This window comes from Bradyrhizobium sp. CW1, from assembly GCF_023100665.1.
Classification (GTDB): domain Bacteria; phylum Pseudomonadota; class Alphaproteobacteria; order Rhizobiales; family Xanthobacteraceae; genus Bradyrhizobium; species Bradyrhizobium canariense_D.
The window spans coordinates 688,085-702,544 of sequence record NZ_CP064684.1; the positions used below are offsets into that span (position 1 = coordinate 688,085).

A 14,460-nucleotide genomic window follows, 5' to 3' on the forward strand; every position below is an offset into this window, starting at 1 on the left:
ATTTTTGGAGTGCATGGACGTGGCAATGGGGCAGGACGAATCGCAACGACCCGAGAGTGACGCGCGGATGTCGCGGTTCACCCGCCCTGAACAGACCTTTCCGGCGCTGACACCAGCCGAGATCGGGCGTGTCAGGCATTTCGGCGAGGTCCGCAACTATGCCGATGGGGAATTCCTGTTCGAGACCGGTAAGCCGGGACCCGGCATGTTCGTCGTGCTCAAGGGCCACGTCGCCATCACCCAGCGCGACGGCCTCGGCCATGTCACGCCGTTGATCGATCAGGGGCCGGGGCAATTTTTGGCCGAGCTGAGCCAGCTCTCCGGACGGCCGGCGCTGGTCGACGGCCGCGCCGAAGGCGATGTCGAGACGCTGCTGTTGCCGCCGGAGCGGCTGCGCGCGCTGCTGGTCGCCGAGGCCGAACTCGGCGAGCGCATCATGCGCGCGCTGATCCTGCGCCGGGTCAATCTGCTCCAGGGCGGCGTCGGCGGCGTGGTGCTGATCGGTCCGTCGCATTCGGCAGGCGTGGTGCGGTTGCAGGGCTTCCTCACCCGCAACGGCCAGCCGCATCATCTGCTCGATCCCGCGCGCGATCGCGACGCCGCCGACGTCATCGCGCGTTATTCGCCCAAGCCGGACGACTGGCCGCTGGTCGTCACACCCGATGGTGCGGTGCTGCGCAATCCCGGCGAAACCGAGCTTGCGCGCGCGATCGGCATGATCGGCGGTCCGCGCAACGACCGTATCTACGACGTCGCGATCGTCGGCTCGGGGCCAGCCGGGCTCGCCACGGCCGTGTATGCCGCGTCCGAAGGCCTCTCCGTCGCCGTGCTCGACACCCGCGCCTTCGGCGGCCAGGCCGGCGCCAGCGCGCGCATCGAAAACTATCTGGGCTTTCCGACCGGCATTTCCGGCCAGGCCCTGACCGCGCGCGCCTTCAACCAGGCACAAAAGTTCGGCGCGGAAATCATGATCCCGGTGACGGTGAAGTCGCTCGACTGCACGCGCAAGGACGGCGCGTTCTCGGTGGCGCTTGACGGCTGCGATCCCCTGCATTCGCGCGCGGTGGTGGTCGCAAGCGGCGCACGCTATCGCCGGCCCGAGATCGAGAACCTCGACAAGTTCGAAGGCCGTGGCGTCTGGTATTGGGCCTCGCCGGTCGAGGCGAAGCTCTGCGCCGGCGAGGAAGTGGCGCTGGTCGGCGCCGGAAACTCGGCGGGGCAGGCCGCTGTGTTCCTGTCGGGGCACGCCAAAAAAGTGCTGATGATCATCCGCGGCGGCGGTCTCGGCGCCAGCATGTCGCGCTATCTCATCGAGCGCATCGAAGCCACGCCGAACATCGAACTGATGTTCAACACCGAGATCACGGCGCTCGAAGGCGACGAGGCCTCGCTGCTGCGGCGCATCCGCTGGAAGAGCCGGCTCTCGGCCGACGAGGATTTCGCCGACATCCGCAATCTCTTCCTGTTCGTCGGCGCCGATCCCGCCACCAGCTGGCTCGACGGCTGCGGCATCACGCTCGATCGCGGCGGCTTCGTCGTCACAGGCGCGCAGTCCGAGCAGAACCAGGGCCGGCTGGTTGCGCCGCTGGAGACGTCGGTGCCCGGCGTGTACGCCGTCGGCGACGTCCGCTCCGGCTCGGTCAAGCGCGTCGGCGGCGCCATCGGCGAAGGCGCCCAGGTCGTGGCCTCCCTGCACGGCTTCCTCGGCGACGCCGCAAAACCGGCGCTTTAGTCAAGGACAAGGCAAGTAAATGGCAAGTCGAATGAGGCTTGCCATCTTGCGGTGTGATGCGTGACTATCTCCTCATCCTGAGGAGCGCGCATTGCGCGCGTCTCGAAGGATGAAGGCCCAGCTGCCAAAGCCGGGCCTGCATGGTTCGCGCGGCGATGCGCAAGCATAGTCCGCAGGGGCGCTCGCGCGCCTCCTCACCATGAGGATCGACAAAGAAGCGCTTAACGGGAGGACTAAATGGCTGAAATCGTCGTGCTGTATAAAACGCCCACGGATGCTGCGGCCTTCGACAAATACTATGCCGAGACCCATATTCCGCTCGCCAAGAAACTTCCAGGCTTGAAGAAGTACGCCATCAGCAAGGGGCCGGTCGGCTCCCCCGCTGGACCTTCCGGAATCCATCTCGTCGCCATTCTCACCTTCGACAGCACAGCCGACATCCAGGCGGCATTCGCTAGCCCGGAAGGCAAGGCGACCGGTGCCGACGTGCCGAAATTCGCCAGTGGCGGCGCCGACCTGTTGATCTTCGACACCAAGGAAGTGTGAACCGCGATTCGACTTCGTCGACTCGTAGCCCCGGATTTCGCTTCGCTCCATCCGGGCTACAACTGCCGTCGTTTGTGACAGCGGTGCAAATAATTCAGCCATGCGTTTTCTATTCGCACGAAGACGCATGGCTGCGCACGCATGTGTGACGCCAGCGCGTGTGGCAATTCGATGAGGACCGTAATATCAATCCCGACCTCAATATGGAGAGTAGGAGAGATGTCATGGTTCTTGGGTTGAGCTTGCCCGCCTTCACGCTGGTTCATGTCATCATCAGCCTGATCGGCATCGCCGCCGGCCTTGTCGTGATGTTCGGCCTGCTCGGCTCGAAGCCGATGCCGCGCCTCACCACGATTTTCTTAGCGTTCACGATCCTCACCAGCGCCACCGGCTTCCTGTTTCCGTTCAAGGAGCTGCTGCCGTCGCATATCATCGGCATCATCTCGCTGGTCCTGCTCGCGATCGCCTGCGTCGCGCTCTACGGCATGAAGCTCGCTGGGGTGTGGCGCCCGGTCTACATCGTGACCGCGATGATCTCGCTCTATTTCAACGTCTTCGTGCTGGTGATCCAGTCGTTCCTGAAGGTGCCGGCGCTCGCCGCGCTCGCTCCCGCCGTGGCGCCGGCGCCGCCCGGAGGTCCGGTGTTCGCCGTGGTGCAGGGCCTCGTGCTGGTGTTCTTCGTGGTGTTCACCATCGGCGCCTGGCGCCGCTTCAAGCCGATGGCGGTCGCCTGAACATACAAGGAGCCTAGCAATGCCCACCATCACCACCAAGGACGGCGTCGAGATCTTCTACAAGGACTGGGGAAGTGGCCAGCCGATCGTGTTCAGTCACGGCTGGCCGCTGTCGGCTGACGACTGGGACGCGCAGATGATGTTCTTCGTCACGCGCGGCTATCGCGTCATCGCGCATGACCGTCGCGGCCATGGCCGTTCGTCGCAGGTCGCCGACGGCCACGACATGGATCATTATGCCGATGATCTCGCAGCCGTGACGGCCCATCTCGATCTCAAGAACGCGATCCATGTCGGCCACTCCACCGGCGGCGGCGAAGTCGTGCATTACATCGCGCGCCATGGCGAGAGCCGGGTGGCGAAGGCCGCGATCCTCTCCGCAGTGCCGCCGCTGATGCTGAAGACGGAGGCTAATCCCGGCGGCCTGCCCAAGAGCGTGTTCGACGATTTCCAGGTGCAGCTCGCTGCCGGCCGCGCCAGCTTCTACCGCGACATCGCGGCCGGCCCCTTCTATGGCTACAACCGTCCCGGCGCAAAGCCGTCGGAAGCGGTGATCCAGAACTGGTGGCGCCAGGGCATGATGGGCGGCGCGAAAGCCCATTACGACGGCATCGTCGCGTTCTCGCAGACCGACTTCACCGAGGATCTGAAGAAGATCAATGTGCCGGTGCTGGTGATGCACGGCGACGACGACCAGATCGTGCCCTTCGCCGATTCCGCGCCGCTGTCGGCCAAGCTCTTGAAGAACGGCACGCTGAAGACCTACAAGGGTTTCCCGCACGGCATGCCGACGACGCACGCCGAGACCATCAACGCGGACCTGCTTGCGTTCTTCAAGGGGTGAGCGGCCTCAGTCCACGCGCGGACCGATCTGATTTCGAACCGGCCGGGTGCGAACACGTTCCAGTCGCGTGTGAGCCGGTGGTTGCAGCCTTTCATTAGTCAGTCTGCCGCGGAAGGCGCGCTGCGGGGAGATCCCGATGCAGATCATCATCTTCGGCGCGACCGGCATGGTCGGGCAGGGCGTCTTGCGCGAATGCCTGATCGATGCCCGCATCGATCGCGTGCTCGTGGTCGGCCGCAGCCCGACCGGCGTGCGCCACGCCAAGCTCACCGAGATCACACACGGCGAGTTCACGGACTACTCGGCGATCGAAGCGCAGCTCACCGGCTTCGATGCCTGCTTCTTCTGCCTCGGCGTCTCCTCGATCGGCATGAGCGAGGAGCGCTACCGCCATCTGACCTATGACATCACGCTCGCAGCGGCGACCGCGCTGGCACGGCTCAATCCGCAGATGACATTCGTCTATGTCACGGGCGCCGGCACTGATTCCACCGAGCAGGGTTCGCGGATGTGGGCGCGGATCAAGGGCAAGACCGAGAACGACCTGCTCAAGCTGCCATTCAAGGCGGCCTACATGTTCCGGCCCGGTGCGATCCAACCGCTCCACGGTGCCCGCTCCAAGACTGCGTGGGTGCAGGCCGTGTATGCAGCAAGTTGGCCGCTGTGGTCGGTGCTGCGCCGGCTCTCGCCGCGGCTCGTTACCTCGACCGAGCAGATCGGCCGCGCCATGATCCGGGTTGCGCGGGAGGGGTATCCGCGAAAGGTGCTGGAGATGGAGGATATCAATAGCCTCTAGTCCCGTAGGGCATTAGTTCTAGGGAAATTTCGCCGCCCGCGCGCGTTGAGCCCTATCCGCCCGAAGGAGAAAGCGCCGTCGATGTCTCCCCAGCTCAAACTGATCGCACTCGACGCCGACGACCTCTCCGTAATCTCGGCCCACGTCCAGGACGCCCGCGTGCAGCCCTCGGACATCATCTGGCGGCAAAGTGAAAAGCGGCTGGTCGTCGGCATGAGCCGGTTGGACTGGGAGCAGACGCTGGACGGCGAAGCCGAGCCGCGCAGGCTGGTGGCGGCTCTCCGGTTCGACCGCGTGCTCGCCTGCAAGTCGCGCGACATCGACCTCGACGCGCCGGACACTGTCCTGGACCTTGTCGGCATCGAATTCCACGGCCAGGACGCCCCCGGCGGGAGCGCCCTGCTGCTGTTTGCCCAAGGCGGCGCCATCCGCCTCGACGTCGAATGCCTGGAATGCGAGCTGACTGATCTGGGGGCGGATCAGCTGGGGACGGGGTTGGAGGCTGAAGGCGAGGGGTGAGGTGGCATGCCAACGCCACGCCTTCCGGTTTCGCCAGGACGACGCCGGAGGGGAGCGGCCCGGCTCAAGGGTTGACGCAGCTTCCCCGCCGCGCCATTGAGCAGGGGCCTGGTGAGCCAAACCGCGCCCCCAAAAACCAGTTAGAAGCCAAGATGCCCGTTCGTCTCGACCGCAGCAGCGCCGATTTTGACCAGCGATTCGGGGCCTTCCTCGCCGCCAAGCGCGAGGCCTCGGCCGATGTCGAGGCGGCCGCGCGTGCCATCGTCGACGACGTGGCGAAGCGGGGCGATGCCGCCTTGCTCGAGGCCACGGCAAAGTTCGACCGGTTGACGCTCGATGCATCCGACCTGCGCGTCACCGCCGCCGAGATCGAGGCCGCGGTGAAAGCCTGTGATGCAGCGACGCTGGATGCGCTCAAGCTCGCGCGCGATCGCATCGAGACCTATCACCGCCGCCAACTGCCGAAGGACGAGCGCTTCACCGATCAGCTCGGCGTCGAGCTCGGCTGGCGCTACACCGCGATCGAATCCGCCGGCCTCTACGTGCCCGGCGGCACCGCGGCCTATCCGTCCTCGGTGCTGATGAATGCGGTGCCGGCAAAGGTCGCCGGCGTGACGCGTCTCGTCATGGTGGTGCCCTCGCCCGACGGCAAGCTCAATCCGCTGGTGCTGGCGGCGGCAAAGCTTGGTGGCGTCACCGAGATCTATCGCGTCGGCGGTGCGCAGGCGGTGGCCGCGCTCGCCCATGGCACCGCGACGATCGCGCCCGTCGCCAAGATCGTCGGCCCCGGCAATGCATATGTCGCCGCGGCAAAGCGGCTGGTCTTCGGCAAGGTCGGCATCGACATGATCGCGGGTCCCTCCGAGGTGCTCGTCATCGCCGATGACACCGGCAATGCCGACTGGATTGCCGCCGACCTGCTGGCCCAGGCTGAGCACGATGCCAGCGCGCAGTCGATCCTGATTACCGATTCCGCGCGCCTTGCCGCCGATGTCGAAAAAGCCGTCGAGGCGCAGTTGAAGACGCTGCCGCGCGCCGTAATCGCCAGCGCCTCGTGGGCCGATTTCGGCGCCATCATCATGGTGAAGAACCTCAACGACGCCATTCCGCTCGCGGATGCGATTGCCGCCGAACATCTCGAGATCATGACGCAAGATCCCGACGCGCTCGCCGCAAAAATCCGCAACGCCGGCGCCGTGTTCCTCGGGCCGCATACGCCGGAGGCGATCGGGGACTATGTCGGCGGCTCCAACCATGTGCTGCCGACGGCGCGCTCGGCACGATTCTCGTCGGGGCTCTCGGTGCACGATTTCCTCAAGCGCACCTCGATCCTGAAATGCGGCCCGGATCAGCTGCGTGCGCTGGGACCAGCCGCGATGATTCTCGGCAAGGCGGAGGGGCTAGATGCCCATTCGCGCTCGATTGGATTGCGCCTCAATTTGTCATGACCCAGCCGCCCGAACAGGACGACTCGACCAATCGCATCGTCGGCGTCACGCTCGACGAGGACTCGATCGGCCGTTCCGGGCCTGACATCGAGCATGAGCGCGCGATCGCGATCTACGATTTGATCGAGCAGAACCTGTTCGCGCCGGAGGGCGCCGACGGGAAGGGGCCGTTCACGCTGCATATCGGGATCACCGGCAGCCGGCTGATGTTCGACATCCGTCGCGAGGACGGCACGCCCGTGGTCGCGCATCTGTTGTCGCTGACGCCGTTCCGGCGGATCGTGAAGGACTATTTCATGATCTGCGACAGCTACTATCAGGCGATCCGCACAGCGACGCCGGACAAGATCGAGGCCATCGACATGGGCCGCCGCGGCATCCATGACGAGGGCTCGCGCACGCTGCAGGAGCGGCTGAAGGGCAAGGTGCGGGTCGATTTCGAGACCTCGCGCCGGCTGTTCACGCTCATTACCGTTCTGCACTGGAAGGGTTAAGCGCGATAACGGGTCCGCCACGCGCACGCGATCCGCAATCGGTGCTGTTCGCTTGCGCCATGAACAGCGTGCGCTCGCCGATGGCCGAGAGCCTGCTGCGGCACATGTTTCCGCAAGGGCTCTACGTGAAATCGGCCGGCGCCAGGCGCGGCGAACTCGATCCGTTCGCGGTGTCCGTGATGGCCGAGCTCGGCCAGGACATCTCCGCCCACAAGCCTCAGACCTTCGACGAACTGGAGGATTGGGAGGGGTTGAATTTCGACCTGATCATCACGCTGTCGCCGGAGGCGCATCACAAGGCGCTGGAGCTGACCCGCACGCTTGCCGCCGACGTCGAGTATTGGCCGACGCATGATCCCACCACCATGGAAGGCAGCCGCGACCAGAAGTTGGCTGCCTATCGCGACGTCTGCGACCAGCTCCTGCTGCGCATCCGCCGGCGGTTTTCGAAGGTGGGCGCGGCGAACGGGTAGCATTCGGCGCCCGTAACACCCGCGTCACAGACTGCAGGCACACGCATCCTGTACCCGTCGAATCAGTAAAGTCCGGGTTCCCGGGTTGTGAAATCAGCCCCCGTCCGATAGGTTCCGCGCGCAATTCACCCCCTGCTTCATTCCCCAAATCACCTGATGCTCGGCCGCCCCAAATTCGTTCTCGCCTCCGGTTCGCCGCGGCGCCTGTCGCTGCTCAACCAGGCCGGCATCGAGCCGGACGCGCTCCGGCCCGCCGACGTCGACGAGACGCCGAAGCGGGGCGAGCTGCCGCGCGCCTGCGCCAACCGGCTCGCGCGGGCCAAGGCGGATGCGGCGCTCAAATCGGTGCAGCTTGACGACGAGCTGCGCGGCGCCTTCATCCTCTCCGCCGACACGGTGGTGGCGGTCGGCCGCCGCATCTTGCCCAAAGCCAACCTCGTCGACGAGGCCGCGCAGTGCCTGCGGCTGCTGTCGGGTCGCAACCACCGCGTCTACACCGCGATCACCCTGGTGACGCCGCGCGAGGCCTTCCGCCAGCGCCTGGTCGAGACCCGCGTCCGCTTCAAGCGCCTCTCGGAGGACGACATTCAGGCCTATATCGGCTCCGGCGAATGGCGCGGCAAAGCCGGCGGCTACGCGGTGCAGGGCATCGCCGGCTCCTTCGTGGTCAAGATGGTGGGGTCCTACACCAACGTGGTCGGCCTGCCGCTCTACGAGACCACCACGCTGCTGGGCGGCGAAGGTTTCCCGATCCGCTTCGGCTGGCTCAACGCCACCGCCGTCTGAGCCGAAAAGCCGCTCCTGCAAAAATCGCGAAAACAACCCCATGCACAGTAGAATTGCCCCGCGGAAATCTGGCCGGGACGCCTGCGCTTCCGCCGGAGGAACCCCTTTGGCGACGGGCTCTTGAACTCTCTCACCTCGTGTAAGCTGAGCACCCTATGGACGACCAGGTGAAAAAGCCCGCAAGCCCCCTCAAAACCTGTCCGATCTGCGGCAAGCCGCAGTCCGAGGCCACCCGCCCGTTCTGCTCCTCGCGCTGCCGCGACGTCGATCTGAACCGCTGGCTGAAAGGCTCCTATGTCATTCCCGGCCGGGATGACGAGGCAGACGGAGAGGAATAACCCTGTTCTATCAAGCATTTAAATTGTAGATGCACCGCTACGCGGCGTTGCCTCCGAGCCACGTCCTGCCTTGTGCACAGCCGGGCCACGCCCCGCGAAGCCATCGGCGAAGCGTGGGTGGACAGGCAGCCTTCAGCCCACTATAAACCGCCCGCTCGATGGGCTTTGGCCCCTCTTTGGAGCACGCCCAGGTAGCTCAGTTGGTAGAGCATGCGACTGAAAATCGCAGTGTCGGTGGTTCGATTCCGCCCCTGGGCACCATTTTCGCTCTCCACGGGCAACATCTTGCCCAGCGCCAAGCCTTGAGCGCCAAGCCTTGACCAGCCGGCTCGCGCAGCAATCCGTTCCGGAACCAGATCGCGCCCGCCGTTGCTGGCACTCTGCTTGCTCAGCCAGGACCAAAGTCTGGCCTTGGAAGAGAGGCCGTTTCAGGTTGAGGCAAGTGATGCAAGAAATGTCCCGTTCTGGTGCTGCCGGCGAACTCCGGCTCGATGCGTTGGTCGCCGATTTGTGGTGGCGCGTTAGACTCATCAACACCGACATTCTCGAGGAAGAGGCGAGAGCAGGGGTGTTTGACGTGCTTCAGCCGACCTATCCGCTTCTTGCGCTGAATCTTCGCGCGCGACGCGACAATTTGGTCTCGACGATCGGCGTGCTCGAGCAGCGTGCGCGATCAACGTCGGAAGCGGCTTGAGCGCGGTCTTCTGTTACACCGGGAACGTCAGCGATTTCGCGAGCCTGACCAGATCGACCTGGCGCCGGCAGCCCGTCTTTTCGAAGACGTGAATGAGATGGCTCTTCACGGTGCTGACGGAAACGCGGAGCAAGGCCGAGATTGCGTCTCGTGTGTGTCCCTCGCAGATGAGCTCGAAGATGCGAATCTCGGCCGGCGTCAGGTCATAGAGCTGGTTGAGCGCATCGTGAAGCAATCGCGGCGGCCCGGAGGCTGACGTCACGAACACGGCGGCAGCGGCGCTCTGGATCAGACCGGATCGTGTGTGGCTGCGTCGCAGCGGCAGAACGTGGATGACGAGAGGCTCACCGCTTTGGCGAGGGATCGGGATGCCGATGCCTTTTTGCCCGAGCGTCGCCTCGTCCTTTGCCGCCTGCGCGACGGCTGATTGCAATGTGGCCGTGCTCGCCGCGGATTGAACCGCGATCCTGCCATGCCTTGCCACGATCGGATCGCCGGCCGCGAGCATCGCCGCGGCTGCGGCGTTGGTGTGAACGATCTTCGAATCCTCGTCGGCCAGGACGACGCCCACCGTCAGGGCCTCCACCGTCGCCGCGAATGTGTTGGCTTCCACCGCCTTCATGTCGAACAGATTGCTGATCGTCACGGCGCGGCGGATGTGAGGCGCCAGAAGGCGCAATCCGTCGACCTGCGCATCGTCGATCCGGCCTGCCGACTCATGCTGGCTGAATATCGCATTTCCAACCATCGTCCTGTCGCGAACGAGGCCGACGGCAACGGCGTCGAACAGGCCCCTGGGCATGGCCCATTCGCGATAGTAGCGGTTGCTGGAAATAACGTCCGGCCGGACGGCTTGGGATTGAACGACCGGCTCGCCGAGCGGGTATTGCCGAATGCGTTCGGCGCCGCCCCAGAGCTCGATGATGTCGGGGCCGTAGCCGACCCCGTTCTGGGCCATCTGGGCCAGGTCGGACCCGGAGACCGCATTGACGACGGCCTTCATGTTGGTGAGGCTGGCGACCGAGAGCGCGCCGGTGGCAAAGCCGAACTGGGCGCAGATCTGATCTAGAACTTCGGTCCAGCCTTCCGGCGCGATCACACAATCATAGACACTGCCGATGAGGTCCGAGAACTTCTCGACCGAAGCCTGCTGCATTCCAAACCACTCACTTGAAAATAACGGACGTCACGTGAACGCTAGTTTAGGAGTGGCTTCGTCGCCTATGGTGTATTTCACAATCCTGAGGTGATCTTATCATCGTGATTCCGTGGCGCAAACGGGAACACCGAACACAAATGCTTATGACGCTCTCCTGGGCAGCTGCCATGATTTTCACGAATTACGGAACGTCAACGCCTTGGCTGCATAAGCCCGACGCTCGGGTGTCTGATTAAAACTGCGGCAGATTCGACGTCGATTGCAAAATCTACCTTGTTGTCAGGTAGCTCGCAGTGATCCACCAAGCGAAAGGCAGAACTCCATGCACAACTCCATCCAGCGATCGCATTGGCGACGTGGTTACACCCTCGAGCGCGACGACGCATCGTCTGCGACCATCGCGACCAGCCCATCGTGGGCGACCATCGCAATCAACCCATCGTCCGGGACCACCGCCACTAAGCGTCCTGGCGACGGAGCCGAACTGAGGAGGTTCGGCTCCGCTTCGCGTCATGCATCGTCTGCGCGTGGCGCCTATGTCCATTCGCGATTGTGAGGCTGGAGAACGAGCCACGCCCGCGCTCTCATGCTATTGCTGCCTCGCAACGACGCGAGGACACCCATGCTCCCCCTTCCCGCCGATATCTTCACCGAGCCCGAGGACGTCTCGCCCGACGGACTTGCCAATCTCGGCCCGCTCCGCCGTCTCGCCGGTGTCTGGCAGGCCGACAAGGGTATCGACATCAATCCGAAGGCCGAGGGGCCGGAGCGGCGGACCTTCATCGAGCGCATCCGGATGGACCCGATCGATCCGCAGGCCAACGGGCCGCAGCTGCTCTATGGGCTGCGGTATCACATCCACATCAACACGCCCGAGGAAGACATCACCTTCCACGACCAGGTCGGCTACTGGTTGTGGGAGCCCGCGACCGGGTTGATCATGCAGACGCTGGCGATTCCGCGCGGGCAGGTGCTGCTGGCGTCGGGCAAGGCCGGGCCGGGCGACAAGGAGATCTCCGTGACCGCCAAGCGCGGCGACACCGCTTACGGGATCTGCTCGACTGATTTTCTGGAACAAGCGTTCCGCACCGATGCTTACCGCTGCGACATCACCTTCAACGACGACGGCAGTTGGACCTATCTGATCCAGACCGAGTTGTTCGTGCACGGCGCGCCGTTCAACCATCGCGACACCAACACGCTGAAACTCATCGCGCCGCCAAAGCTCAATCCCCTCGCTTTGATCGTGAACGATCGCGCCACGGGGAATGAGAAGGGCAATGAGCCGGCTGCCTGAGCGCGGCCCGGAGATACGCATGAAGCCTTACGTCATCTGCCTGATGCATTCGAGTCTGGACGGCCGCACCCATCCGAGCCGCTGGCGCCCGAAGGGGGCAGGAACGGACTGGTTCGAGAAGATCCACGACGAGCTCGGCGGCGACGCCTGGGTGATCGGCCGCATCACCGGCTCGGAGTTCGCCAAGGGCGATGCCTATCCCACGACGGCGGACGCGAAATTTCCGCGCGAAAACTGGTTTGTGCGACGCGACGCGAAAACCTATGGCGTCGTGCTCGATGCGCAGGGCAAGATCGGCTGGGGCCGCTCCGATATCGGCGGCGATCCGATCGTCGTCGTGTTGACCGAGAGCGTCGCCGATTCGCATCTCGCGGGGCTCCGCGGCGAGGGCGTGTCCTATATCTTTGCCGGCAAGTCCGAGATCGACCTCGCGCTGACGCTGGACATCCTCAACCGCGAGCTCGGCGTGAAGCGCCTGCTGGTGGAGGGCGGCGGTGTCGCCAACGGCGCGTTCCTGCGTGCCGGCCTGATCGACGAGTTCAACCTGATCCTCAGTCCCGCGATCGACGGTGCCAAGGGCGCGCCCTTCGTGTTCGATTCCACGGACTCGGACGGCGACCGGCGCGCACCGCTGAGCGCGATGACGCTGGAGAGCACGCGGGATCTCGGTGGCGGCGTCCTGCTGCTGCGTTATCTGATCCAGAACGATCCGCAGGCCGTGGGCAAGTAACAGCACCGAGATGTCGGCAACATCCGAGCATATCGTCATTGTCGGTGCCGGCGCGGCCGGTCTGATGGCGGCGCGCGAGCTGGCGCGCGCGGGCAGGACCGTGACAATCCTGGAGGCGCGCGAGCGCTGCGGCGGCCGCATCCACCCGCTGCCTGCTTCGGAGTTCGGCTACCCCGCCGACGGCGGCGCCGAATTCGTCCACGGCGAGGCGCCGGTCACGCGCGCGTTGCTGCGTGAAGCCGGGCTGTCCCTACAGGAGATCGAGGGCGAGCGATGGGGCTTTGACGGCGCTGACATCGTGCGCGAGGATCGCCACGATCCGCATCAGGCTGAGCTGCACGCCGTGGTCCGGGAATTGAACGACGACCTCACTGTCGCCGATTTCCTGCGCCGGCATTTTGCCGGGGATGAGCATGCGCGGCTGCGCCATTCGATCGAGCGAATGGTTGAGGGCTATGATGCGGCCGATCCCGAGTCCGCCTCCACGCTGGCGCTGCGCGAGGAATGGATGGCTGGCGGGCACTCTCCGCAGGCGCGCATCAAGGGCGGCTATGGTGGGATGATCGACTTCCTGGCAGCCGAGTGCCGCAAGCTTGGCGTGACGTTTCGCTTCGGCTGCGTGGTGTCGGCGATCGAGGAGGAGGGCGGCGCGATCGTCGTTCGCTGTGTCGGCGGCGACGTGCAGGGCTGCGATCGCGTGATCATCACCGTTCCGTTGCCGTTGTTGCGCGAGATCGGGCTGCCGAGCCGCGCGCGCGCGAAGGCGGCGGCGGCCGACGATATCGGCTTCGGTAACGTGATAAAAATCCTGCTGCGCTTCAGGCGGCCATGGTGGCGTGAGCGCAAGGAAGAGCTCGCGGACATGGCCTTCCTTTTGTCCGACCAGGCCATCCCGGTGTGGTGGACGCAATATCCGAACCGGCATCCCGTGCTGACCGGATGGTTCGGCGGCCCGCGCACGGCAGCGCTGTCGCGTCTCGACCCGCAAGCGCTGATCGATACCGGGCTCGATTCGCTTGCGATCGTCTTTGGCCTGTCGGGCCAGGACCTCGCACGCGAACTCGTCATCGCGGTCGCGACAAACTGGGCGCACGATCCCTACGCCCGCGGCGCTTATTCCTGGGCGACGCCGCGAACGCGCGAGGCGCAAACGATCCTTGCGCGCGCCGACGGTCCGGTGCTGTTCTCCGGCGAGGCGCTCTATCGCGGAGCCGACATGGGTACAGTCGAAGCGGCGCTGGCGAGCGGTCAACAGACGGCGGGGATAATCTTGCGGGAATAGGCTGACGAGCAAAGAAAGGCCCGCGTTTCGCGAGCCCTTCGTCTTGCTGCCTTTCGTCTTACCAGCGGCTGCCGCCGAAGCCGAACGTCACGCTGGGACCGCCGCCGCCGTAATATCCGTACGGTCCACCGCCGTAATAGCCGTGGTGCCGCGGATAATAGCCGTAGCTCCGGTAGTGCGGACGATGAAATCCGTGATGGTGGTGAGGACGCCAGTGATGGCGATAGCCGTGATGGTGGTGCCTGTGCTGCGCGCTGATATCGGTTGACTGGGCGGCTGGCGCGTTCTGTTTCGCACTTGAATGATTGGCCGCGTTCGCCGCGGATCCGCCGACAAGCGCCGCAGCACCGACGGCCATCGCGACAAAGAGATACTTCATGTCATCACTCCGGTTGAATGTCGTGTGACAACACATGGTCATCCGGCACGTTCCGGCCAGTGCGGGCGTCGAAACGACGCAGTTACATTGGTCCGGTTCGCGCGGCTGCGTGCGTCTCTTGAGATCTATTGTCGCATCACCGGCGTGATCGCAACTCTGCCATCACTCTGCCGCGAATGACGCAATCACGTCATCGGTGGTGACGATGC

17 protein-coding genes and 1 tRNA gene are annotated in these 14,460 nt (G+C 64.7%); 16 read left to right on the plus strand and 2 right to left on the minus strand.

Going from position 1 to position 14,460, the window contains the following annotated elements; genetic code table 11:
- The first annotated feature begins 25 nt into the window (after positions 1-25).
- The 13 genes from IVB54_RS03220 to IVB54_RS03280 all read left to right on the plus strand — a co-directional run bounded on the left by IVB54_RS03220 (position 26) and on the right by IVB54_RS03280 (position 9,404).
- The gene (locus tag IVB54_RS03220) at positions 26-1,732 is read left to right on the plus strand and encodes an FAD-dependent oxidoreductase (protein WP_247777070.1); all 1,707 of its coding nucleotides are present in this window, start codon (positions 26-28) and stop codon (positions 1,730-1,732) included.
- Between the two features lie 237 nt (positions 1,733-1,969).
- On the plus strand, positions 1,970-2,278 hold the full coding sequence (locus IVB54_RS03225; RefSeq protein ID WP_007615494.1) for an EthD family reductase: 309 nt from the start codon (positions 1,970-1,972) through the stop codon (positions 2,276-2,278).
- 224 nt (positions 2,279-2,502) lie between these two features.
- A complete protein-coding gene (locus IVB54_RS03230; RefSeq protein ID WP_026232463.1) occupies positions 2,503-3,012 on the plus strand; it encodes a hypothetical protein in 510 nt (169 codons plus the stop codon).
- Positions 3,013-3,031: 19 nt separating this feature from the next.
- Positions 3,032-3,856 carry an alpha/beta hydrolase gene (locus IVB54_RS03235; protein ID WP_018453107.1) on the plus strand — a complete coding sequence of 275 codons (825 nt, stop codon included), beginning with the start codon at positions 3,032-3,034 and terminating at the stop codon, positions 3,854-3,856.
- A gap of 136 nt (positions 3,857-3,992) precedes the next feature.
- Positions 3,993-4,652 carry an NAD(P)H-binding protein gene (locus tag IVB54_RS03240; RefSeq protein WP_018453108.1) on the plus strand — a complete coding sequence of 220 codons (660 nt, stop codon included), beginning with the start codon at positions 3,993-3,995 and terminating at the stop codon, positions 4,650-4,652.
- A gap of 81 nt (positions 4,653-4,733) precedes the next feature.
- The gene (locus tag IVB54_RS03245; RefSeq protein ID WP_026232464.1) at positions 4,734-5,171 is read left to right on the plus strand and encodes a DUF2948 family protein; all 438 of its coding nucleotides are present in this window, start codon (positions 4,734-4,736) and stop codon (positions 5,169-5,171) included.
- Positions 5,172-5,323: 152 nt separating this feature from the next.
- A complete protein-coding gene (gene hisD, locus IVB54_RS03250; protein WP_018453110.1) occupies positions 5,324-6,619 on the plus strand; it encodes a histidinol dehydrogenase in 1,296 nt (431 codons plus the stop codon).
- Positions 6,616-7,113, plus strand: coding sequence for a UPF0262 family protein (locus tag IVB54_RS03255; protein ID WP_018453111.1), 498 nt, complete (start codon positions 6,616-6,618; stop codon positions 7,111-7,113). Before hisD ends, IVB54_RS03255 begins: the two co-directional genes overlap by 4 nt.
- Positions 7,114-7,118: 5 nt before the next feature.
- Entirely contained in the window at positions 7,119-7,586 is a 468-nt protein-coding gene (locus IVB54_RS03260; RefSeq protein WP_247777494.1) for a low molecular weight phosphatase family protein, read from the plus strand.
- A gap of 156 nt (positions 7,587-7,742) precedes the next feature.
- Complete coding sequence (locus IVB54_RS03265; RefSeq protein WP_007597557.1) at positions 7,743-8,372, plus strand: Maf-like protein; 630 nt, start codon at positions 7,743-7,745, stop codon at positions 8,370-8,372.
- Positions 8,373-8,527: 155 nt separating this feature from the next.
- Positions 8,528-8,710, plus strand: a complete 183-nt coding sequence (gene yacG / locus IVB54_RS03270; RefSeq protein WP_007597555.1) for a DNA gyrase inhibitor YacG — start codon at positions 8,528-8,530, stop codon at positions 8,708-8,710.
- 185 nt (positions 8,711-8,895) lie between these two features.
- Positions 8,896-8,971, plus strand: a tRNA-Phe gene (locus tag IVB54_RS03275).
- Between the two features lie 184 nt (positions 8,972-9,155).
- Positions 9,156-9,404, plus strand: coding sequence for a hypothetical protein (locus tag IVB54_RS03280; protein ID WP_007615460.1), 249 nt, complete (start codon positions 9,156-9,158; stop codon positions 9,402-9,404).
- 13 nt (positions 9,405-9,417) lie between these two features.
- Here IVB54_RS03280 and IVB54_RS03285 read toward each other — a convergent pair whose 3' ends face one another.
- Positions 9,418-10,560 carry a helix-turn-helix transcriptional regulator gene (locus IVB54_RS03285; protein ID WP_018453114.1) on the minus strand — a complete coding sequence of 381 codons (1,143 nt, stop codon included), beginning with the start codon at positions 10,558-10,560 and terminating at the stop codon, positions 9,418-9,420.
- A 625-nt stretch (positions 10,561-11,185) separates the two neighbouring features.
- On the opposite strand from IVB54_RS03285, the gene IVB54_RS03290 reads away from it, so the two are divergent.
- The 3 genes from IVB54_RS03290 to IVB54_RS03300 are packed head-to-tail and all read left to right on the plus strand — an operon-like array spanning position 11,186 to position 13,872.
- Complete coding sequence (locus IVB54_RS03290; RefSeq protein WP_018453115.1) at positions 11,186-11,860, plus strand: heme-binding beta-barrel domain-containing protein; 675 nt, start codon at positions 11,186-11,188, stop codon at positions 11,858-11,860.
- 19 nt (positions 11,861-11,879) lie between these two features.
- Positions 11,880-12,590: a dihydrofolate reductase family protein gene (locus IVB54_RS03295; protein ID WP_026232465.1), complete on the plus strand. Its 711-nt coding sequence runs from the start codon at positions 11,880-11,882 to the stop codon at positions 12,588-12,590.
- Between the two features lie 10 nt (positions 12,591-12,600).
- Entirely contained in the window at positions 12,601-13,872 is a 1,272-nt protein-coding gene (locus IVB54_RS03300; protein ID WP_018453117.1) for an NAD(P)/FAD-dependent oxidoreductase, read from the plus strand.
- 58 nt (positions 13,873-13,930) lie between these two features.
- Here IVB54_RS03300 and IVB54_RS03305 read toward each other — a convergent pair whose 3' ends face one another.
- Positions 13,931-14,251 carry a hypothetical protein gene (locus IVB54_RS03305; RefSeq protein ID WP_018453118.1) on the minus strand — a complete coding sequence of 107 codons (321 nt, stop codon included), beginning with the start codon at positions 14,249-14,251 and terminating at the stop codon, positions 13,931-13,933.
- Between the last annotated feature and the right edge of the window lie 209 nt (positions 14,252-14,460).